At 62.0% G+C, this 19,985-nt stretch carries 22 protein-coding genes; 16 read left to right on the top strand and 6 right to left on the bottom strand.

The features are described from left to right. Positions 1 to 8: 8 nt before the first annotated feature. Positions 9 to 407: a 30S ribosomal protein S8 gene (gene rpsH, locus ACQR3T_RS03220; protein ID WP_008718266.1), complete on the bottom strand. Its 399-nt coding sequence runs from the start codon at positions 405 to 407 to the stop codon at positions 9 to 11. Between the two features lie 506 nt (positions 408 to 913). Between rpsH and ACQR3T_RS03215 the strand changes: the two genes are divergently transcribed. The 10 genes from ACQR3T_RS03215 (at position 914) to ACQR3T_RS03170 (ending at position 6,940) form a co-directional block, all read left to right on the top strand. Further along, the gene (locus tag ACQR3T_RS03215) at positions 914 to 1,219 is read left to right on the top strand and encodes a WXG100 family type VII secretion target (RefSeq protein ID WP_428692518.1); all 306 of its coding nucleotides are present in this window, start codon (positions 914 to 916) and stop codon (positions 1,217 to 1,219) included. Beyond that, positions 1,219 to 1,506 carry a WXG100 family type VII secretion target gene (locus tag ACQR3T_RS03210; protein WP_428692517.1) on the top strand — a complete coding sequence of 96 codons (288 nt, stop codon included), beginning with the start codon at positions 1,219 to 1,221 and terminating at the stop codon, positions 1,504 to 1,506. Before ACQR3T_RS03215 ends, ACQR3T_RS03210 begins: the two co-directional genes overlap by 1 nt. Then, positions 1,506 to 2,708: a colicin E3/pyocin S6 family cytotoxin gene (locus tag ACQR3T_RS03205; protein ID WP_428692516.1), complete on the top strand. Its 1,203-nt coding sequence runs from the start codon at positions 1,506 to 1,508 to the stop codon at positions 2,706 to 2,708. Before ACQR3T_RS03210 ends, ACQR3T_RS03205 begins: the two co-directional genes overlap by 1 nt. A 37-nt stretch (positions 2,709 to 2,745) precedes the next feature. Beyond that, positions 2,746 to 3,060: a hypothetical protein gene (locus ACQR3T_RS03200; protein ID WP_428692515.1), complete on the top strand. Its 315-nt coding sequence runs from the start codon at positions 2,746 to 2,748 to the stop codon at positions 3,058 to 3,060. 73 nt (positions 3,061 to 3,133) lie between these two features. Further along, entirely contained in the window at positions 3,134 to 3,385 is a 252-nt protein-coding gene (locus tag ACQR3T_RS03195; RefSeq protein ID WP_155293013.1) for a DUF7683 domain-containing protein, read from the top strand. Positions 3,386 to 3,404: 19 nt separating this feature from the next. Then, complete coding sequence (locus tag ACQR3T_RS03190; protein WP_428692514.1) at positions 3,405 to 3,716, top strand: DUF7683 domain-containing protein; 312 nt, start codon at positions 3,405 to 3,407, stop codon at positions 3,714 to 3,716. Between the two features lie 134 nt (positions 3,717 to 3,850). Further along, positions 3,851 to 4,096 (top strand): DUF7683 domain-containing protein, encoded by a 246-nt coding sequence (locus ACQR3T_RS03185; RefSeq protein WP_428692513.1) that lies wholly within the window; start codon positions 3,851 to 3,853, stop codon positions 4,094 to 4,096. A gap of 270 nt (positions 4,097 to 4,366) precedes the next feature. After that, on the top strand, positions 4,367 to 4,606 hold the full coding sequence (locus ACQR3T_RS03180) for a DUF7683 domain-containing protein (RefSeq protein WP_032376642.1): 240 nt from the start codon (positions 4,367 to 4,369) through the stop codon (positions 4,604 to 4,606). A gap of 266 nt (positions 4,607 to 4,872) precedes the next feature. Continuing rightward, on the top strand, positions 4,873 to 6,240 hold the full coding sequence (locus tag ACQR3T_RS03175; RefSeq protein WP_428692512.1) for a glutamine synthetase: 1,368 nt from the start codon (positions 4,873 to 4,875) through the stop codon (positions 6,238 to 6,240). Position 6,241: 1 nt separating this feature from the next. Then, positions 6,242 to 6,940 (top strand): DUF6885 family protein, encoded by a 699-nt coding sequence (locus ACQR3T_RS03170; protein ID WP_428692511.1) that lies wholly within the window; start codon positions 6,242 to 6,244, stop codon positions 6,938 to 6,940. A 91-nt stretch (positions 6,941 to 7,031) separates the two neighbouring features. Here the strand turns inward: ACQR3T_RS03170 and ACQR3T_RS03165 are convergent, their stop codons facing one another. The 4 genes from ACQR3T_RS03165 to rplN are packed head-to-tail and all read right to left on the bottom strand — an operon-like array spanning position 7,032 to position 8,482. After that, positions 7,032 to 7,217 carry a type Z 30S ribosomal protein S14 gene (locus ACQR3T_RS03165; RefSeq protein ID WP_008718273.1) on the bottom strand — a complete coding sequence of 62 codons (186 nt, stop codon included), beginning with the start codon at positions 7,215 to 7,217 and terminating at the stop codon, positions 7,032 to 7,034. 4 nt (positions 7,218 to 7,221) lie between these two features. After that, positions 7,222 to 7,794, bottom strand: a complete 573-nt coding sequence (rplE, locus tag ACQR3T_RS03160; protein ID WP_008718275.1) for a 50S ribosomal protein L5 — start codon at positions 7,792 to 7,794, stop codon at positions 7,222 to 7,224. Between the two features lies 1 nt (position 7,795). Next, the gene (gene rplX / locus ACQR3T_RS03155) at positions 7,796 to 8,113 is read right to left on the bottom strand and encodes a 50S ribosomal protein L24 (protein ID WP_008718278.1); all 318 of its coding nucleotides are present in this window, start codon (positions 8,111 to 8,113) and stop codon (positions 7,796 to 7,798) included. After that, a complete protein-coding gene (gene rplN / locus ACQR3T_RS03150) occupies positions 8,114 to 8,482 on the bottom strand; it encodes a 50S ribosomal protein L14 (protein ID WP_008718280.1) in 369 nt (122 codons plus the stop codon). A 243-nt stretch (positions 8,483 to 8,725) separates the two neighbouring features. On the opposite strand from rplN, the gene ACQR3T_RS03145 reads away from it, so the two are divergent. The 6 genes from ACQR3T_RS03145 to ACQR3T_RS03120 all read left to right on the top strand — a co-directional run bounded on the left by ACQR3T_RS03145 (position 8,726) and on the right by ACQR3T_RS03120 (position 19,040). Beyond that, entirely contained in the window at positions 8,726 to 9,802 is a 1,077-nt protein-coding gene (locus ACQR3T_RS03145; protein WP_428692510.1) for a DUF559 domain-containing protein, read from the top strand. Next, positions 9,799 to 10,482: a hypothetical protein gene (locus ACQR3T_RS03140; protein WP_032376639.1), complete on the top strand. Its 684-nt coding sequence runs from the start codon at positions 9,799 to 9,801 to the stop codon at positions 10,480 to 10,482. Before ACQR3T_RS03145 ends, ACQR3T_RS03140 begins: the two co-directional genes overlap by 4 nt. Positions 10,483 to 10,484: 2 nt before the next feature. Then, the gene (locus ACQR3T_RS03135; protein ID WP_428692509.1) at positions 10,485 to 13,712 is read left to right on the top strand and encodes a helicase HerA domain-containing protein; all 3,228 of its coding nucleotides are present in this window, start codon (positions 10,485 to 10,487) and stop codon (positions 13,710 to 13,712) included. A gap of 184 nt (positions 13,713 to 13,896) precedes the next feature. Beyond that, positions 13,897 to 14,544 carry a hypothetical protein gene (locus ACQR3T_RS03130; protein ID WP_428692508.1) on the top strand — a complete coding sequence of 216 codons (648 nt, stop codon included), beginning with the start codon at positions 13,897 to 13,899 and terminating at the stop codon, positions 14,542 to 14,544. Positions 14,545 to 14,561: 17 nt separating this feature from the next. After that, positions 14,562 to 17,684, top strand: coding sequence for an ATP-binding protein (locus ACQR3T_RS03125; protein WP_428692507.1), 3,123 nt, complete (start codon positions 14,562 to 14,564; stop codon positions 17,682 to 17,684). 33 nt (positions 17,685 to 17,717) lie between these two features. Continuing rightward, positions 17,718 to 19,040 carry an AIM24 family protein gene (locus ACQR3T_RS03120; protein WP_428692506.1) on the top strand — a complete coding sequence of 441 codons (1,323 nt, stop codon included), beginning with the start codon at positions 17,718 to 17,720 and terminating at the stop codon, positions 19,038 to 19,040. A gap of 6 nt (positions 19,041 to 19,046) precedes the next feature. On the opposite strand, the gene ACQR3T_RS03115 is transcribed toward ACQR3T_RS03120, so the two are convergent. Next, positions 19,047 to 19,934, bottom strand: a complete 888-nt coding sequence (locus ACQR3T_RS03115) for a glycosyltransferase (protein WP_428692505.1) — start codon at positions 19,932 to 19,934, stop codon at positions 19,047 to 19,049. Positions 19,935 to 19,985 lie beyond the last annotated feature (51 nt).

Here is a 19,985-nt window from a genome sequence, read left to right as displayed (position 1 = left end):
GGCCTCCCCTACCAGACGTAGGCGAGGACTTCTCCGCCCACACCCTGTTTGGCAGCCTGACGCTCCGTGAGCAGACCGGTGGACGTGGAGATGATCGCCACGCCCAGGCCGCCGAGAACCTTGGGCAGATTGGTGGATTTTGCGTACACCCGGAGACCGGGCTTGGAGACGCGTCGCACGCCGGCGAGGCTGCGCTCACGGCTCGGGCCGTACTTCAGATCGACGATGAGGGTCTTGCCCACCTCGGCGTCTTCCGTGCGGTAATCGGAGATGTAGCCCTCGCGCTTGAGGATCTCGGCGATGTTCGCCTTGAGCTTCGAGTGGGGAAGCTTCACCTCGTCGTGGTACGCCGAGTTGGCGTTGCGCAGACGAGTCAAGAAGTCTGCAATTGGATCGGTCATCGTCATGGTGTGACCTGTGCACCTTTCTCGCAGCGGTTCCCATGCAGCACGCGCGGGCTGGTGCCTGTGGGTTTCGGAAAACCGACGGGCCTGGCTCGTCACATCGTGGGCCTACAGCGAAGTGAACATGTCCTGACCGACTGTTGCCGGTCAGGGGTTGCGCTCCAAGCAATGCATCGCTGCACTGCCAGGTGTTACGAGCTTCCGCATGTTCAATGCTGACGTACGGAGAACTCGAGGTTGCGTTCTGTATTGCAAGGACTCGCGTGCAGGCACGACGAAGCCCGGGCAACCGCTCTAGTGTAGGGAACCGGGTGCCATTCTCAAAATCGATCGTGGTAGTGCTCGAGGGGCACCCTGCCGGTGCGAGGCGGCAGACACGACCGCGTTCGTCGGTTCGGTGCAGTAGCCTTCCGGCATCATTCCATCGCTCCGGGGGGTTCGATGCATTCAAATGGTCTTTTCGAAACGGTCGGCGTCCGGCCGTGGCCGGGTTCGTCCCGGAAGACGCTGTGAGAGCCGATCCGGACCGCATCCGTCGAGCCGCAGCCCGAATGTCCGGTCTCGCCGATGCGCTCTGGGACGACATCGACCTCATCCGCCGAGACGCCGAAGAGTTGATGGAGTCCTCCTGGACGGGCAATGCGGCCGATTCCCATGCAGTTCTGTGGGCGGAGTGGGTCGATTCGGCTCGGAAGATGTGTGGCGCGCTGACCGAGGACGCTGCGCTGCTCGATCGCGTTGCAATCGACTACGCCGCAGCGGACAAGAAGATCGACGCGCACCTGATGGATTCCGGCCTGCGGTTGGACCGTTGATGGCACGCTATGTCGCCGATGTCGAGCGGATTCTCGCTCTTGTCGATCGCGCGCATGTAGTTGGAGCCACGATCGAATCCGCTATCGCAGGTGTCGAGCGCGAGGTCAACGATCTCGGCATCGAATGGGAGGGCGAAGCGGCCGAGGCGCACCGCTCGAAGCACGTGCTACTCCGGCAGGAACTGAACGATATGCGAACCGCGCTCGCCCAACTCGGCTCGCTGGCACGAGGCGCCCATGATCGCTACCGCGCAGCCGTGGACCACAACAAGCGAATGTGGCCCTGATGGCCCCGATCAGCGTCGACCCGGACATCCTTGCCGATGCGGCTTCCCAGTACGGCAGCGCCAAGACCATATCCAGCGGCGCGATAGCGGCACTCGCCGCGGAACTCGACCGCAACTGGGGCTGCGCAGGCACCGACAACGCCGGAAAGTCTTGGGCAGACAGTTACGATTCCGCGGCATTCGACGCGGTTTCCACAGCAATCGACCTCACGAATGCGTTCGGCAAACTTCATGATCTGCTGGCGGCAACCGGCGTCAACCACGCCAACGCGGAGAATGCGAACACCGTTCCGCCGCCCCCACCGCTACCCGCTCCCCCACAACTTCCACATACGGATACACCGCGCTTCAACGGTTCCTACGGCGGCGACACCGACGCTCCGATGGGGTGGGGCCTGATCACGCGATGGCTACAGGGCCACATGTGGCCCAACGGCGATCCGCACAAGCTGCGGGGTCTCGGAAGCGCGTGGCGCACCGCCGCCGAGGAGCTACGCCGAGCGAGCGACGCCACGAACTCCGCATGGACCGACATCGAGGACCTTTCCTCCGACGAAATGCCGCAGGTCCTCGCCCAGATGGACGGCGTCTACATCGCTGCGCAGAATACCGCCGACCAATTCGACATTCTCGCGAGCGCTTGCGGCGAATGGGCCACCACCATTCAGGAGGCTCACCAGAGCGTCATCGATATCGTGGGGGCGGCCATCGTTGCCGGCACGATCGCCGGTGCAGTTGCCGGCTTCTTCACACTCGGCGTGGGAACGGTCGCGGTTACCGGCGCGACCGGCAGCGTCATCGCCGGAAGTGTCATCGCCGTCCTCACCGGAGTGGAAGCGGCGTCGGCAATTGCCGTCGGTGTCACCGTGGCAACCGGGGCGGCGGCCATTGGAATCGCATCGGACGTGCAACCGCTCCTACAAGCAAGTCCGACGACTTTCAACGCGAATACTGGTGGAGGTAGTTGGCATTACAATCCTCCGCCAACAAGGGATCTTCCAGGGATACCTAACGCAAAATTAGCAAAAAGAATGAACCGGCGGACGCGTTGGGTCGACGAGAAAGGAAACATCTACGAGTGGGATTATCAGCACGGCGCGGTCGAAAAGTACAGCAAGAGCGGTAAACATTTGGGGGAATACGACCCCAATACTGGCGTTCAGACGAAACCCCCAGATCCAACCAGAAGGCCAGGTCGATGACTAATCGGCTCCGACATCTGGATTGCTCGAACCTGACATGACGCTGGGTCACAACCGCTCCGAAATCAACCACAACAGTAGAATATACACTCGAAAGGAGAACGCCATGTGGTACCTGCAAGAATTCGATGACGAAACCGAATTGGAAACAGAGATCCACCCTCTGCACGGTATGACGGTCGACTTTGTCAAGAATACGCTGCAGATCGACGACAGTGACTTCGACCTACCCGTTGCAGTCGGCCAGAACGACGTTCCAGCGGAGAAGGTACCCGACTTTGCTCGGTTCATGCAAATACCGTTCGAAGCGAAGGAAGGACATTCGTACGAGGTTTCATTCCTCGCCGAGTGAAGACTTTGGAATTGTCCACCTTCGTTTACGCCAATCCATAACACTTAAGACTGTGGCATGAGAGGAAAATCCAGTGTGGTATCTGCAAGAATTCAATGATGAAACCGAATTGGCAACAGAGATATACCTCTTGCACGATATGACGGTCGAATTCGTCAAAAACACGCTACAGATCGACGACAGCGACTTCGACCTACCCGTTGCAGTCGGCCAGAACGACGTACCGGCGGAGAAGGTGCCGGCCTTTGCTCAGTTCATACAAATCCCGTTCCAAGCCAAAGAAGGACACTCGTACGAAGTCTCGTTCCGCGCCGAACCGAAATGAGCCTTCACACTCCGCGTCCATGGCCGAGCGTCTGCGGTCGAGGGAAGACGAAGACCTACCAGATCGATCGCATCAGGAGCCAAGAGACGGCATGTGGTATTTGGAATCGTACAATGACCGAACCGATTCGATCGCGGACAGCTATCTTCTGCTCGCTATTACGGGAGACAAAATCAGAGAGATAATGGACGTCGACGAAAGTGAACATCCGTTAGAGATGGGACCGTACCCCGTCACATTGGCCGACGTACCGAAATTCGCGAAGTACATAGATGGCAATTTGAGAATCAGCTCCGATCATGAATACTTCATCGGCCTGTTCACCGACTGAGGAATGGGCAATGCGATACGTGGGAGGCGGACTGCTCGAGAGTGGAGCACACGTGATACCAGAATCTATCGACTGATCGAGCGATTACCGGTCACACGGCACGCGCTTGTTCTCACTAACTTCAGAAAACTAAGATGTGGCACCTAGAGAAATTCGATAAGACTACCCATCTCCTTATGGGCGAATATGTCCTTCACGACATGTCAGCCACGGTAATCGGGAGGATTCTCGGAATAGCAGACGACGAGAACGAACTTCCCATTGGGATTCGTCAACACGACGTTCCGCTGTCCAAGGCGTCAGAGTTTGCAGCTTTCCTGAACGAAGCCTTCACTCTGGACGAGAAATGCGAGTACAAAGTTGGCTATTCTTCAGATTGACGATCACCAACAACACGTCCTGCAGCGTAGACCTCGGTATCGTCATCGCTCTGGTCGGATCTCAATCTCAGTGTCCGCACCTCAGCGATGAACGTCCACCGGACGATCGGCCACATCGGACAGGCAACAGAAGATATCTATTCGTATGCACTTACCGACATGGGGGTCCGAATGCACACGAGGAACGGGCACCGCCTCGACAAGTTCGACCCAGTCACCGGCGATATGACAAAAGCGCCGGTGCCCGGCCGAAAACCACGGAGATGACAAATGTGGTACCTGGACGCGTACGAGAAAAAATCCGAGCTTCTTACCAAGAGCTACCCGCTTCGGGGTGCTACCACCAGGATCATTAAAGAGTTGATCGAAGTAGACGAAGGATACGGACCAGTTGAAGCCGCAATGCATGAGGTCGCGCCCGCGGGCTTGGCAAAGTTCGCGCCATATATCGATGTCGAGTTCTTAATCGACTTCGACTGCATCTACTTCGTAGGCCTCTTCGCGGACTGATCCAAGGAGAACCCCCGCCACAACGCGGCCTGACGCGGCCCAAGAGGTTTGCGTACAGACCTTTTACGAAAATCACGTTCAAAACTCTGTACCGATGTCGCGCGCAATACTCCTCGCCGCGTTGACGCCGCTCTGGACTCCACCGCAGACACGGTCAAGCGAATTCAACGGCTCAGTTCGGCGCGGTACACGCGTAGCCCCGCCGTTTCGCAACCCGCAGACCCAGTTGGACACCCGGACTCCCACTTCTTCGCTAACGTCGGACCATGACGGACTCGAAGGCAGTCGACATCGACCACCTCACCCACACTCTGCGCGACCGCAACATCGCGGGGGTGACCATCGGCTGGGTCGACAACAATGGCATCGTCCGATCACGCACCGTGCCCACCGCAGGATTGACGGCAGTCGCACGGCGTGGAGTAGGAGTTACCGCGGTGTTCGCGGTGTTCGATTCCCACGACGGGATCACGTTCGCCCACGAGGGACTGTCGACGCCGTCCGGCGATGTGCGGTTGATTCCGGTGATCGACAACGCGTCGAGCGTGGTCGCCCTGTCCGGACAGCCAGGGCTTGCCTGGGTACACGGCAGGCAGCTGTCGGCGGACGGCTCTCCCTGGCCCTACGATCAACGTGCTGTTCTCGAGCGGCAGGTTCAGAGGGCGTCCGATGCGGGTTTCGAGGTGCGGGCCGGATTCGAGATCGAGTTCGCCCTGACTCGCGAATCGGACGGGCTGTCGGCTCATCGCGGACCTGCCTACTCGGCGAACGCACTCCGCGACGTCGACGAATTCGTAGTCCTGCTGCTCGAGGCGCTGACTGCGAACGGCCTCGACATCGGTCAGATTCATGCCGAGTACGGCGGCTCCCAGCTGGAGATCGCATTGAGTCCACTCGATCCACTTGCTGCAGCCGATGCGCAAGTTCTCGCGCGGCAGACCATCCACTCAGCGGCGAAAGCTCACGGCCTGCGGGCAAGCTTCGCTCCCCTGCCCTCATCGAGCAGTGCAGGTAACGGGTGGCACCTGCACACGTCACTGGTTCGTGATGGTCACAACGCATTGACCGGGGACGGAGAGTACGGACTGTCCGACACCGGGCGGGCGTACGTCGCGGGCCTCGTTCGAGAACTTTCGGGACTCACTGCCATCACGGCACCGAGTTCGGGTTCGCTGCTGCGTCGTCGACCGGGCTACTGGGCAGGTGCCTTCGGGTTCTGGGGCGTCGAAAACCGTGAGGCTGCAGTGCGACTCGTACCGGCCACACCCCTTCTCGGACCGGAACACACGAACGTCGAGTTGAAGGCATGCGACGCGTCCGCCAATCCGTATCTGGCACTGGCCGTCACGATCGCGGCCGGCCTGTCGGGAGTCGCGGATTCGGCGCAGTTGCCGTCACCGGTCCAGGAGGACGTGGGAGGTTGGGACGACGCGCGTCGCGAGACCGCGGGGATCTCCCCACTCGCGACCACCCACGCGCAGCAGCGCGACAACCTACTGTCGTCCGAACTGGTCGCGAACGTGTTGGGCAAGGATCTTCTGGGCGCGTTCGTTGCGTGCCGGGACGCCGATGCAGCGTGGGCGGACAGTCACACGGAGGACGAACTGCTCGAATCGTTGCGCTGGATCTACTGACATGCTGCGACGGTTCCCCGGCGCAGGTGCGATCGTCTCTGCACTCGATCGTGGTCTGCCGCAACCGGATCAACTCTGCGGACCGTTCTCGGCATCGGTTGCGCTGACGGCCGTCATGGGCGACGACGCACCGGGCGTGACGGCACTTGCGGTCGCATCAGGGTCCGCGATCTGGCCGGTCGAGGTCGAGTCGGCGCGCCCTCCCGGAACCCCTCGAATCACCGACGGGTGGGACGCACTGCCGAGGGCCGCATCGATCGACGCAGCCGGGACCACAGCGGCAGGTCTCGCAGAGGGCATCGAGACGGCAACCGACCACCGCGTTGCCGTCGTTCCGATCATGGGGCCCGGTGCCGATCGGCTACGCCTGCTACGTGTCCGCCTTGCCGACGCGCACTTCCGATTCGGCCTGGTGGCGAATGTTCACACCGCGGAACTGACCGAATTCGATTGGAATGTAGGACATTTCGTGACCGTCTTGGGATTCGACCCGGATGAGGACGCAGTAGCGATCGCCGACACCTATCGGGAACTCGGAGACCCGGATATGCCGCCCGGGTGTAGAACCGTCTCCACCGACGACTTTGCATTGGCGATGTCCGAGCGTGGCCTGTTGCTGATCATCGACAGCCAGGATCATCAAGCGGCGGTCGGTCTGGTCCGCTCGCTGGAGCTACGACACGGAATGTGGACTGTGTGAAAATCAGGATTCGAGCAACACAAAATGGGCGTGGGTTCCTGTCGGAACCCACGCCCATCAGCGTGGTGTGGTGAAGCCCGGAGGCCTCAGATCACCAGGAGCTCTTGCGAACTCCGGGAAGCTCTCCGGCGTGTGCCATTTCGCGCACGCAGATACGGCAGAGGCCGAACTTGCGGAACACGGAATGGGGACGGCCGCAGCGGTTGCAGCGAGTGTATGCACGCACCGCGAACTTCGGCTTCTTGTTGGCCTTGTTGACCAATGCCTTCTTCGCCATGGACTCAGTTCTCCTTGAACGGGAAGCCGAGGTGCTTGAGCAGCGCGCGGCCTTCTTCGTTGTTGGTTGCGGTGGTTACTACGGTGATGTCCATGCCGCGCGGACGGTCGATCTTGTCCACGTCGATCTCGTGGAACATCGACTGCTCGTTGAGGCCGAACGTGTAGTTTCCGTTGCCGTCGAACTGCGTGCCCGAGAGGCCGCGGAAGTCCCTGATTCGGGGAAGGGCAATGGAGACCAGACGGTCGAGGAACTCCCACATGCGGTCGCCACGGAGGGTGACGCGTGCGCCGATGGGCATTCCTTCGCGCAGCTTGAACTGTGCGATGGACTTGCGAGCCTTGCGGATCTCCGGCTTCTGGCCGGTGATGGCAGCGAGGTCGGCAACTGCACCGTTGATCAGCTTGGCGTCACGGGCGGCGTCGCCGACACCCATGTTGACGACGACCTTGACGATGCCGGGGATCTGCATGACGTTCTCGTATGCAAATTCGGTGTTCAGGGCGTCTTTGATCTCGGCGCGGTAGCGCGCCTTGAGGCGGGGCTGTTCGCCCGCGATGTTTTCGGTGGTAGTCATCTCAGATGTCCTTCCCGTTCTTCCGGGAAACTCGAACGCGCTTGCCGGATTCCTCGTCGGTCCGGTAGCCCACGCGAGTGGGGTTTCCGTCCGAGTCGACCACTGCAACGTTCGATACGTGGATCGGGGCTTCCTGAGTGACGATGCCACCCGAGGATGCGCCGCGCTGGTTGGCGGAGACCGCGGTGTGCTTCTTGATGCGGTTCACGCCCTCGACCAGAACCTTGGAGTCAGCGGGGTAGGCCTGAATGACCTTGCCCTTGGCGCCCTTGTCCTTGCCTGCGATCACGAGAACGGTGTCGCCCTTGTGCACCTTCATTTACAGCACCTCCGGGGCGAGCGAGACGATCTTCATGAACTTCTTCTCACGCAGCTCGCGGCCAACCGGGCCGAAGATACGGGTTCCACGGGGATCGTTGTCCGGCTTGATCAGCACAGCAGCGTTCTCGTCGAAGCGGATGTACGAGCCATCCGGACGACGGCGCTCCTTGACGGTGCGGACGATGACGGCCTTGACGACCTCACCCTTCTTGATGTTTCCACCGGGGATGGCGTCTTTCACCGTAGCTACGATGATGTCGCCGATTCCGGCGTAGCGACGTGACGAGCCACCGAGAACGCGGATGCAAAGGATTTCCTTTGCGCCCGTGTTATCAGCGACGCGTACTCGCGACTCCTGCTGAATCACTCACTTCTCCTTGACCTGGATGTACGTACGTGCCGGATTTCCGTCCCGACACGCGCGGTCGGCTGCCGGGTACGGGCGCACGAAGGCACACCGCTGCCACAGGCAACCGGTCAAGTGTAGGGGAACGGCCCCCGTGGATCCAAATCGTGCCAAGTAGGTAAGCAATCAGTCCGACACGCGCAAGAAACGAACCACAAGTATGGTTTCTACCGATACATCCCATTCTCCAACTGTGAAGGTGGCATGAACAACTCGCAGGTCGACGACTGGCCGCTTCCACTCGACCGAGCTGCGTGTCTCATCGGGGCACCCGGTGATGCGATTGCCGTTGCCCTCGACGACCAGTCCGCCACATGGCCCGCGGTAATCCGAGTCCACGCCGAACCCTCGAATACGCAGTCGCGATACATCGCGCAGATCCTGGCCGCTCTCACCCAAGCCGCCGTCGATCTGTTCCCAGCTTGGTTGCCCGAAGCGGAGAACGTGCAAGGCCACAGCTCACTCGACTACGCCGCGGTTCGGACACATGCACGACGCCTAGCGGCTCGGAGCGCTCACTACGGGCCGTTCCTAGCAGACCTCGCGCAGCGCTCGCTATCGGGCGATCCGACGTCACGCCATGGACGCTTCTCCGACGCCGAGGTAGCTGAAGGCGTGGCCGGTGTACTCGGCACTAGCTGGGAACGAGAGAAAGTGGCCCTGGTGATCAGCGCGGACGAGCTGACCACACCGCAACAGGGTGCCCTCGCGTCGGCCTCGGAATGGCTTGCGGCGCGCGGCTTTGCCGTCTGGCTCGTCGACAACCCGGTACCGACCGTGGAGCGAATGTCCGTCGTGTACGTGGCTTTACCCGAGTACCTGCAGGCCGTCGACGACACCGACGCCCGCAAACGGCCGGAATCGACCGTGGAGTTCCCGGCCGTTGCCGGAAGACCTCATCCCGGCAGCGCCATCGAAAAACAGGTCGAAAAGGAATTGTCCCGTCGCGCATGGGCCTCGGGCCGGCGGCTGAACCATCCGTTCCAGTTCAGCCTGATCGCGGAGAAATATTTTCTCGATATTGCCTGGCTCGACGACATGTTCGTCGTCGAGCTCGACGGGAACGAGCATTCGTCGCCGTGGCGTCGAGCGCGCGATCGGAGACGCGACGAGTTCCTGCGTGGTCTGGGCTACTACGTGCTCCGGATTCCGAACGAGCACGTGTTGGCAGACATGTGGCAAGTTATCGACGAGATAGAGGCCGCCCTCCACGAACATCGCTCCAACCGAACCTCCACGACGAACGCCCTCACCGCCGCGAAAGAAGGACAACACCCGTGACTACCGATCTGACATTCGTCGAACGGACCACACTGCTCGTACTGATGGCGGAATCCCGACCAGTAAAGAACACTGAGTTGTCCACATTGGGGTCTCGGCTCGAAGCAAAAGAACGTAAAAACCTGGTGTCACGTCAACTGATAACGGCTCCAAAGGTAGGCCGAGGGCTCGTCCTGGAGTTGACCGACGCAGGATGGCAACTCGCCGCCGAGGAATTCAAACGATTGTCCGTCACGTCCAAGTTGGGTGGTAAAGCATTTGCCACCCTTGTACTTGCCCTCATCCGTCATCTCGAACGCGTGGGCACAGAACCCAACGAAGTGTTCCTGCCCGTCGCGTCCGAGTCGATGCCGCCTGCGGGCGACTCCAAGCCCGTGATCACCGACCATGTCGAGCCCGAAGTGGTGGAGCCACCGGCACCGGCCGACGTCGAGACCCGCATCCGCTCCGCTTACCACCGGCTTGCTCGCGAGCCGAAGGCGTTCGTTTCGCTCACGCGACTTCGAGCCGATCTCGCCGGACTCGACCGACGCGCTGTCGATGACACTCTGAGCTCCCTTTACCGCGAACAGAAGATCAATTTGATTCCAGAAGCGAATCAGAAGACCCTCACCGACGAAGATCGTTCTGCTGCACTGCATATCGGCGGCCAGAACCGGCACATGGTGACAATCAAATGACGATGACTTCTGCAGAACACGACGCGCTGTCTTCGATTCAGCTGACGTGGGCACCCACACCCGACGATGTGTGGCGTACCAACGAGCTTCACGTCGACGGAATCAACGAGGCAGCCGTCGACAGCGTGATCAAGTCGTTCGACAGTGCGCGCACTCGCCCCGTGTCCAAGCCCTTGGGAGTCGTGATCCAGGGGGCTGCCGGGTCCGGAAAGACGCACATGCTCGGTCAGATTCGAGAGCGAGTTCAGCAGCGCGGCGGATACTTCTTTCTCATTGAATTGTTGGACGAGAAGGCATTCTGGGATTCGGTGCTGCACGGAATCCTGACCGACCTGGAGAGGCCCACACCGAACTTCGACAGCCAGCTCGAGAAGCTGCTGTGGGATCTCGGCACGTTGGCAGGCCTAGGTCGAGTCGAATGCCGGGCAATACAGGGCGAGCGAACGGTGACGCCCGATTTGATTGCGCAGTTCATCGAATCGCTACGTCGCAAGTACCCGAAAGTCAAAGATACACGCCACATTTTGCGGGCTCTGGTCCTGGCGGCCAGCGCGGATTTCGACCTCCAAGACCTCGGCGATGCATTCCTCAGATCGAACGACGCACTCGACCACCAGCAGCGCACGTATTGGGGACTGCCAAACGCGGTCCTGACCTCACAACAAGTAGCTCGAGACATTTCTTGGCTGCTGTCCCTGAGCGCGCCGACCATCGTTGCAGTCGATCAGATCGACACGCTGATTGCGCAGTCGCGCCAGCAGACCGACAGCGACACCGGCACATTCACCCCCGAGCAAGGAACGCAACTGGACAGTATTGCGCACGGACTCATGGGGTTACGTGAAAATCTGGTCAGCACTGTTCCGGTTGTCTCCTGCCTTCCCGCAGCGTGGACATTCATCGCAGACAACACCGTCGAGTCCGTGAAGGATCGATACCCCGTCAAGGAATCGCTGAGCCAAATTCCGACCAGGGAGATCGGCGTCGAAATCGTCGCAAAGCGGTTTGCTGCCCAGTATGCAGAAGCAAACTTCACTCCCCCGCATCCGACGTGGCCGATCGCGCCCGAGGCCTTCGACGACGTCATCACTTACAACCCTCGAACGCTCCTCCGGGCCGTAAACGACCACATACAATTCTGCCTCCGCAGCGACAAGATCACCGAGCTCTCCGATCTCTCGAAGAGCTCTGATGTACCCATTGGGCCGAAGCCAGGAACTACCGAAACGACCGACTTCGCAAAACTCGACGCCCGATTCGCCGATCTCAAGGCCGATGCGGATCTGGCCGCACTCGATGCAGATGACGAGGACGATGAGGTACCGGCGATTCTCGGTGCGGGGCTGGACGCCTGGATCGTCGAAGCGGGCACCGTCGAGCACAAGTTCACTCGCGATGCGGACCCCGGGCGTAAACCGGCCCTACACGGTCGAATCCGACGCATTCTCGATGACATCACGGACGATCAGGAACACTGGGGCTTTCGTGCGATCGCCGCAAGCCATCCAATTTCCGTTCAAAACCGTATTCAAAAGGCTTGCACTGCAGCAGGTTTAACTCAAGGAACCGAAAAGCGTCGGCTGGTGATTTTGAGGAATACGCCATGGCCGGGCGGGCCCAAGACAGCCAAAACGGTGAGCGCGTTCGAGGATGCAGGCGGGACCGTGGTCGAATTCAGCGAAACTGATCTTCGGGCCTTGTCCGCTCTGCGGACCATGAGGGACGAGAAGGATGAAAACCTACAGCAGTGGCTCGTCGCGCGACGACCCGCTCACCAGGTGGCGTTGTTGCGTGAGGTGCTGCCCGACCTGACCGACGATTCCAATCCGGCCGAACGTAAGGCGACGCGGCCGGCGACGACCGACCCCGGCCTCTTTCCCGTGAACGAGGTGGGGACGGCAAGCGCCGAGCCTGAGAAGGCATCCTCAGCTACACCAACGCGCACGCCCAACCTTTCGGACACCGCGATTCCTCTGGGCACCCCCGCAGGCGGTGGCGCAGAAGTGAGTGTCGAGTTGGAGACTCTACGCAAGCACACTGCGATCTTCGCCGGATCCGGCTCGGGCAAAACGGTTCTCATTCGCCGACTCCTCGAGGAATGCGCATTGAAGGGCGTTTCCGCCATCGTGCTCGACCCGAACAACGACCTGTCTCGATTAGGGGTCGAATGGCCCACCGGCGAACGAACGTGGCCCGATGGGGATGAGGCAAAGGCTCGCGACTACTTCGGCGGGAGTGAAGTAGTCGTGTGGACTCCGCGCCGAAATGCGGGTCGACCGTTGAGCTTTCAGCCACTGCCCAACTTTGCCGACGTCATCGACGACCCGGACGAGTTCGACTCGGCAGTCGAGAGCGCGCTTGCATCACTTGCACCTCAGGCAATGGCAATTGGCCGCACAGCCAAAGGACGGCAGATGATGGCCGTTCTGCGGCAGGCATTGGTCGACTTCGGCCGGCGATCACAAGGGAGCCTCGATGACTTCATCGACCTCCTCGAGAACTTCCCGGAGGATGCGAGCACGCTCAAAAACGGGGTCAAGATTGCCTCGGACCTGGCTGAGAACCTCAAGGCGTCCACGACGACGGACCCCCTGTTCGGCGGTGCAGGCGCATCGGCTGATCCGGGCATGCTGCTGACACCGAGCGCCGGTAAGAGGGCGCGGATTTCGGTGATCAACATGTCGGGATTGACCACGGCATCGCAGAAGGAGAACTTCGTCAACCAGCTTCAAATGGCGCTGTTTGCGTGGATCAAGAAGAACCCTGCCGGGGACAAGCCGCTGGGCGGACTCTTCGTTCTCGACGAGGCACAGAATTTTGCGCCATCCGACCGCACCACGATCTGCCTACACAGCACACTGGCGCTGGTGTCGCAGGCGCGGAAGTACGGCCTGGGAATGGTGTTCGCAACACAGGCTCCGAAGGGACTCAACAACAAGATCCCAGGTAATTGTGCGACGCAGTTCTACGGGCGACTGAACGCCCCTGTTCAGATCGAAGCCGCCAAAGAGGTAGCCCGAGTCAAGGGCGGGACCGTTCCTGATATCGGCAAACTTCCGGCCGGTGAGTTCTACACTGCCGTAGAGGAATCGGTGTTCGTTCGAACCAGGACACGGCTGTGCCTGTCGTACCACCCCAAGAGTCCTCCTACCGAGGAAGAAGTCATCGCCCTGGCCAAGCCTACGACTGGGGCTGGGGCTGGACGGATTCCAACGAACCCCAGGGACTGAGTTCAGCGACGGCGGCACGCGCGGCCGTCGCGGGATACACGTCATACGGACCATGTACGGTTTTCGTTGACAGGTTGCAGAGTCGAACGTCGCAACTTGGGGGCAATGATTGTGTCCGCTAGCGGCGGCCCACAGGCTGGTGGCGTACGTTCGAGCGCCTGTCGGACAACGGAGGGAGCTACTCATGGGCGACCGGCTTACCAACTCGGAGGCGGCTGTACTACTCGTGTTGATGGCAGAGGCGCGAGCCGTTTCCAACCCGGACCTCGCGCGCCTCGGACCACAACTCGGGAAAGCGTCTCGCGAGAAACTCGCGCATATGGGGCTCATCGAGGTCGGCGCGTCGAACAGACAGGTGAGCGTGGAGTTGACCGACCGAGGCTGGAAGTACTGCGCAGATCTCATGGGGACCGATCCGATCGATCGATCGAACGGATCCGATCGCGCGCTGTTCACCGTTCTTGCGGGCATACGGCGGTGGTTGGACCAGTCTGGGTCTCGGGCGTCCGAGATCTTCTCACCGCGGCCTGAGAACAAAGCAAGCGAGCAGGCCGAGAAGTCCGACGAGACCGTCGACATCGAAGCCTCGATTCGCACGGCTTACGCGCGGCTCGCACGTGAACCCGGCAGCACGGTTCGACTCTCACGACTGCGAAACGAGTTGCACGACATACCGAGAAGCGACCTCGACGACGCTCTCGCACGCCTGCGACGAGCGTCGGACGTTTCGTTGATCCCCGAAGAGAATCAGAAGACACTGACGGACGAGGACCGTGCTGCCGCCGTCGTCGTCGGTAATCAGCAGAACCACCTTCTCTCGATCGAAGCATGATGGGCGTTGAGTCGACGATGACGGACAACGAGCAGATCCGAGCCCTCGAATCGGTGCGTCTGAGCTGGGCACCGACACCCGACGACGTATGGCGTTCGCAATCGAACGTGCATGTGCCGGGGATGCACGAGCGGGTCTTCCTCGAGGTGATGAATGCGTACGACGACGCCGAAGTGTCCGATGACGCCAGCCCTCTCGGTGTCGTCGTGCGAGGGCCTGCCGGCTCGGGCAAGACGCACCTACTGGGCCAGGTGCGCGAGGAAGTACAGCTCAAGGGGGGTTACTTCTTTCTGATCCGGCTCCTCGACGCCGCCGGATTCTGGCGCTCGACCCTGATGGGAATGCTCGACGATCTGATGCGCCCGTCCGGTCGCGGATCCGACAGTCAGCTCGGTTTGCTGCTTCGACGCCTGTGCGAGATCGGCGACATGTCCGAGGATCAGCGCGCAAAGATCATGGGCGAGAACATGATCGATGCCGAGACGCTCGACGCCTTCGTCACCGCGGTGTACAAGGTGCATCCCCGCCATCGCCGGACGTCGCAGCACACACTGCGCGCGCTGGTGCTGTCCATTGCCCCGGACTCTGCGGTTCAGGACCTGGGCGATGCATACCTGCAGTCGATCGACGACGTCGATCCCGAGGAGTTCTCGGGGTGGGGAATTCGCCGCGCCGAGCTCGGCCATCAGGGCATCGCCGAGAACATTTCGCGACTGCTCGCGATCACCGGCCCGACGATTCTCGCGATCGACCAGATCGACACTCTCGTCGCCCAGTCGCGCACCGGATCCGATCAGGAGTTCGCCGACGCGCAGGAGGACAAGGTCGTCGAACAGCTGGCGCACGGGCTGATGTCTCTACGCGAGACACTCCCCCGCACCGCCTCGGTGCTGTCGGCTCTGTCGAGTGCGTGGGAACTGATCGCTGCCCGTGGAGTCGCTCCCATGCGAGACCGTTTCCGAGTCACTCAGTCGCTCAAGCCGATTCCGTCGTCGGACATCGGTCGGCTGCTGCTCGGACGACGCCTGGCAGCGTGCTTCCTCGAAGCGGGCTTCACTCCACCGCACCCAACGTGGCCGGTGGCCCCCGACGCGTTCGAGCAAGCCCCGGACTTCACTCCGCGCCAGCTGCTCATTGCCGTCGATCGCCACATCCGGCACTGCCTCGACACCGGCATCGCGTCGGAGCTGACGAGCTTCACCGACCGGTCCGGCCCGGCAGATGCGCCCGAACTCCCCACCGCGCGGGTCAACGAACTCGACATGCTCGACGATCGCTACAAGCAACTTCGCGAACAGGTGGACGTCTCCGTTCCGCTGCGTCCCGACAGTGAGGACTCGATCGTTCCCGCACTGCTGTCCGCGGGTCTGACGGCATGGATTCACGAACACCAGTCGTCCGATGACAGCCTCGCCCAGGACCCGCCCCCGAGCGGCAAGCCTGCCCTGCACGCCCGGCTACGCCACACCGTCGACACCGATACCGACGACGAGGAGCACTGGTGCTTCCGTGCGGTGACGTCCGGCAACGCTCGGGCCGCGCTGGCCCGGGTGGAGCGCGCAGTGACCACAGCGGGCCTCCGCGTCGACATGCCCAAACGGCGACTGATTCTGATCAGGAACGACCCGTGGCCCAACGGAGCGAAAACCGAGCAGACGATTGCAGCCCTGCGTCGCGCCGGAGGCGTCGTGGTGCCCTTGAGCGACGAGGACCGTCGGGCATTGGCAGCACTGTCGATCCTGCTGAGCGAGAACTCCCCCGCGCTCACCTCCTGGCTGCTCGCGCGCAAGCCGGCACACGACGTCGAACTGTTCGGCGCGGTGTTGCCTGCAGTGAGCGTCGTCGACGACGACACGGCGCTCATCGAACCCGAGACCCCGATCACCGCGGCCGCACCGGCCGCATCGCGTCGGCCGTCCATCGTGGTGGGTGCCGAATTGAGTACCGGTGCCGATGTCGCGGTTCCCCTCGAAGCGCTGCGCAAGCACACGGCGATCTTTGCCGGCTCCGGCTCGGGCAAGACGGTGCTGATCCGACGTTTGGTGGAAGAGTGTGCGCTGCAGGGTGTTTCGGCGATCGTACTCGACGTCAACAACGACCTGGCTCGGCTCGGCACTGCCTGGCCGGAGGACGAGCGAACCTGGCCGCCGGGTGACGAAGCCAAAGCAACGGCGTATCTGCGCGACACCGATGTCGTGGTCTGGACGCCGCGCAAGTCCGCCGGTCGGCCGCTGAGCTTTCAGCCCCTTCCCGATTTCGTCAGCGTCCTCGGTGACGCCGACGAGTTCGAGGCCTCCGTCGAGTCCGCACTGGCCTCGCTCGAACCGGCTGCGGGCGTTCTCGGTACCTCACAGAAGGCCAAACACGGTCGGGCCGTGCTGAAGTCGGCACTCGATCTGTTCGGTCGACGCCCGCACGGTGGCAATCTCACCGACTTCATCGACTTGCTCGAGGAATTCCCCGAGGACGCCAGCGAGATGCGCGACGCCGTCCGCATCGCCGCCGGCCTGGCCGAGAATCTCAAAGCCGCCGCCGCGAACGATCCGATGTTCGCCGGAGCAGGTACGCCGGTCGATCCGGCTGTTCTGCTGACGCCGGTCGAGGGCAAGAAGGCCAGGGTGTCGGTGATCAACCTCGCCGGCCTGACCACCGACGAGCAGAAGCAGAGCTTCGTCAACCAGCTGCAGATGGGGTTGTTCGCCTGGATAAAGAAGAATCCTGCGGGCGACCGGCCGTTGGGCGGACTGTTCGTCATGGACGAGGCGCAGAACTTCGCGCCGTCGGACAGGACGACCGCGGCGACCCACAGCACCCTGGCTCTGGCGTCGCAGGCACGCAAGTACGGGCTCGGTCTGGTGTTCGCCACCCAGGCTCCGAAGGGCCTGCACAACCGCATTGCCGGCAACGCGTCGACTCAGTTCTACGGTCTGTTGAACAGCCCGTCGCAGGTCGATGCGGCCAAGGAGATGGCGCGAGTCAAGGGCGGATCGGTTCCCGACGTAGGGCGCTTGCCCGCCGGTCAGTTCTATGCGGCCGTGGAAGGCGCAGAATTCCGGCGCACGGCCACTCCCCTGTGCCTGTCTTACCACCCCAAGAGTCCACCGACCGAGGAAGAAGTCATCGAACTCGCACGTTCCTGACGGCGGGCGACCAACCCTGGCACACTGGATTCGATGAAAAACCTCGCTCGCGGGGAGAACTGCCCCGCTCCGACCGGACCCCTGACGGTGACACTGGCCGCTTCGACCTCAGTCGACGTGTCCGCGCTGCTGTTGGGGCGGGACGGACGTGTGCGTTCGGACGCGGATCTGGTGTTCTACAACCAGCCCGCGGGTGCAGGCGTGGACTACCAACGCGCGCCGTCCGGCCATCTCGTCCGGGTGGATCCGTCTGCGATTCCGCCCGACATCGAGACCATTGCGATCGCAGCCTCGTTGGACGGAAGTGGTCCAGCAACATTTGCCGCCGCGGGCCCTACGTCGGTGACGGTCTCCGATGCGTCGGGCACGGCTCAGGTCGGGTTCGCTGCCGATGGTCTCGGGGACGAAAGCGCGCTGGTGTGCCTGGAGCTCTACCGGCGCGGTGAGCAGTGGAAGATCCGCGCTGTCGGCCAGGGATACGCGGACGGGTTGGCCGGTCTCGCCACCGCTTTCGGGATCAGCATCGACGACGACGAGCAGCCGCCCGCGGTCCCGACGGCAACCCCCTCACAAACGATCGAACCGCCCGTTGATTCACCTGTCCACCAAGGAGTTCTGGCCATGAGAAGCGAACTGTTCGCGCCTGCCCACGCCGAGGTTCCCGGGTCGGGCATTCAGAAGCAGGGCAGCAAGATGTGCCGCGTCGGCATGAACGGCGAGCTGATGGCCCGCGCGGGCTCGATGGTGGCGTACCAGGGAAACCTGCAGTTCGAGGCCAAGGGCTCAGGGGGTATCGGCCGGGCGTTGAAGCAGGCGCTGTCCGGCGAGGGTGTGCCACTGATGAAGGTCACCGGTCACGGTGACCTCTTCCTCGCCAATGCCGCACAGGACGTCCATCTGATCGACTTGGACGGCTCGGATGGACTGACCATCAACGGTGCCAACGTGCTGGCCTTCGAGTCCTCGCTGAGTTACGACGTCAAGCGAGTCCAGGGCGCGGCCGCAGGTGGAAACGCGGGCTTCTTCAACTGTGTGTTCACCGGGCGCGGGCGAATCGCCATCACGACCGACGGTGTGCCGGTGGTGTTGAACGTCGATCAGCCGACGTTCGCAGACCCGCAAGCTGCGGTCGCGTGGTCGTCGTCCCTGCAGACACGGGTGAAGAAGAACGATTCGTTCGGACTCGGGACCCTGATCGGCCGTTCGACCGGTGAGCGATTCACCCTCGAGTTCGCGGGTCAGGGATTCGTCGTCGTACAGCCGTCGGAACAACCGCCCGGCGGATTGATCGGTGGTGCCGGCAGCGGGGAGCAAGCCGGCGTCGGTGGGGCGCTCGGCGGCCTGCTGGGCAGGTGACCCCGGTCACAGGAACAGCGTGCGGTACCGGATCGATCCCTGGACATGACCGACGACCACAGCCACTGCTGCGATCCAGCGTTCTCGGGGCACCCGCGACACCCTCTGCGGCACCAGTGGATTGGTCACCAACAGTCGCAGCACATGCTTCGAGAAAACCCTGACCGACAGACCGGCGAACCCGTAGTCGCGATACGCGACATACAGCTGAACGTCGCCGACCGCGTATCGCCGCACCTGTGACCAGAACTCGCGCATCGTCGGTCTGAGGCGGTAGTCGACGGTCGCAGCTCCTGCATGAGCCATGCGGAACCCGGCCAGTTGTACACGCCAGGAGAAGTCGAGGTCCTCGCCGGCCTCGGTCATGGTCTCGTCGAAACCGCGCACGGCATGGAAGACATCGGCCCATACCGCGAAGTTGCAGCCTGGGGCGTACGGGAGAAAGTCGGTGTCGAGTCCCGTGGTCGAGGGGGTCATCGGGCGGCGACGGTACACCCTAGGAGAATTCACCCTCGACGTGTCCACCGAGCCACTCACCAGATCCGCCGTCGATGCGGCAGCCACCAGTTCGCTCAACCACTGGGGGCGGACGACGTCATCAGCGTCGCAGAACGCCAGCAGATCTGTTCGGGCAACTGATGCTCCCACATTGCGAGCGTGAGATACACCCGCGGAACCGGACGCATCGACGTACCGGACCTGTAGACCGTAGTCGTCAGGGCGCGTGCCGAGAAACTCCCGCAGCCCATCGGTCGACCCGTTGTCGCTGATGATCACCTCGAAGTCGATGCCGTGATCCTGTACCGCCAAGGCGTCCAGTTGGGCCCCCAGGGTCGCGACCGCATTGCGGACGGGGATGACGACAGTCACGCCCTTGCGTCTGTTCTCGTCCATCGAACGCTCTTCCTACCTCGGGTGAGAACACAGAAGAGCCCATCCCCGGTT

Origin of the sequence: Rhodococcus sp. IEGM1428 (assembly GCF_050321865.1) — a bacterium.
In the GTDB taxonomy this organism is placed as follows: Bacteria; Actinomycetota; Actinomycetes; order Mycobacteriales; family Mycobacteriaceae; genus Rhodococcoides.
Note: the sequence above shows the minus strand (reverse complement) of the source record. Positions and strands in the feature narration are given on the sequence as shown.

What these genes read in the sequence shown, in the direction of transcription:
- rpsH (WP_008718266.1), bottom strand. Translation starts at nt 407, where the DNA reads ATGACGATGACCGATCCAATTGCAGACTTCTTGACTCGTCTGCGCAAC.
- ACQR3T_RS03210 (WP_428692517.1), top strand. Translation starts at nt 1,219, where the DNA reads ATGGCACGCTATGTCGCCGATGTCGAGCGGATTCTCGCTCTTGTCGAT.
- ACQR3T_RS03205 (WP_428692516.1), top strand. Translation starts at nt 1,506, where the DNA reads ATGGCCCCGATCAGCGTCGACCCGGACATCCTTGCCGATGCGGCTTCC.
- ACQR3T_RS03200 (WP_428692515.1), top strand. Translation starts at nt 2,746, where the DNA reads ATGACGCTGGGTCACAACCGCTCCGAAATCAACCACAACAGTAGAATA.
- ACQR3T_RS03190 (WP_428692514.1), top strand. Translation starts at nt 3,405, where the DNA reads ATGGCCGAGCGTCTGCGGTCGAGGGAAGACGAAGACCTACCAGATCGA.
- ACQR3T_RS03185 (WP_428692513.1), top strand. Translation starts at nt 3,851, where the DNA reads ATGTGGCACCTAGAGAAATTCGATAAGACTACCCATCTCCTTATGGGC.
- ACQR3T_RS03180 (WP_032376642.1), top strand. Translation starts at nt 4,367, where the DNA reads ATGTGGTACCTGGACGCGTACGAGAAAAAATCCGAGCTTCTTACCAAG.
- ACQR3T_RS03175 (WP_428692512.1), top strand. Translation starts at nt 4,873, where the DNA reads ATGACGGACTCGAAGGCAGTCGACATCGACCACCTCACCCACACTCTG.
- ACQR3T_RS03170 (WP_428692511.1), top strand. Translation starts at nt 6,242, where the DNA reads ATGCTGCGACGGTTCCCCGGCGCAGGTGCGATCGTCTCTGCACTCGAT.
- ACQR3T_RS03165 (WP_008718273.1), bottom strand. Translation starts at nt 7,217, where the DNA reads ATGGCGAAGAAGGCATTGGTCAACAAGGCCAACAAGAAGCCGAAGTTC.
- rplE (WP_008718275.1), bottom strand. Translation starts at nt 7,794, where the DNA reads ATGACTACCACCGAAAACATCGCGGGCGAACAGCCCCGCCTCAAGGCG.
- rplX (WP_008718278.1), bottom strand. Translation starts at nt 8,113, where the DNA reads ATGAAGGTGCACAAGGGCGACACCGTTCTCGTGATCGCAGGCAAGGAC.
- ACQR3T_RS03145 (WP_428692510.1), top strand. Translation starts at nt 8,726, where the DNA reads ATGAACAACTCGCAGGTCGACGACTGGCCGCTTCCACTCGACCGAGCT.
- ACQR3T_RS03135 (WP_428692509.1), top strand. Translation starts at nt 10,485, where the DNA reads ATGACTTCTGCAGAACACGACGCGCTGTCTTCGATTCAGCTGACGTGG.
- ACQR3T_RS03130 (WP_428692508.1), top strand. Translation starts at nt 13,897, where the DNA reads ATGGGCGACCGGCTTACCAACTCGGAGGCGGCTGTACTACTCGTGTTG.
- ACQR3T_RS03125 (WP_428692507.1), top strand. Translation starts at nt 14,562, where the DNA reads ATGACGGACAACGAGCAGATCCGAGCCCTCGAATCGGTGCGTCTGAGC.
- ACQR3T_RS03120 (WP_428692506.1), top strand. Translation starts at nt 17,718, where the DNA reads ATGAAAAACCTCGCTCGCGGGGAGAACTGCCCCGCTCCGACCGGACCC.
- ACQR3T_RS03115 (WP_428692505.1), bottom strand. Translation starts at nt 19,934, where the DNA reads ATGGACGAGAACAGACGCAAGGGCGTGACTGTCGTCATCCCCGTCCGC.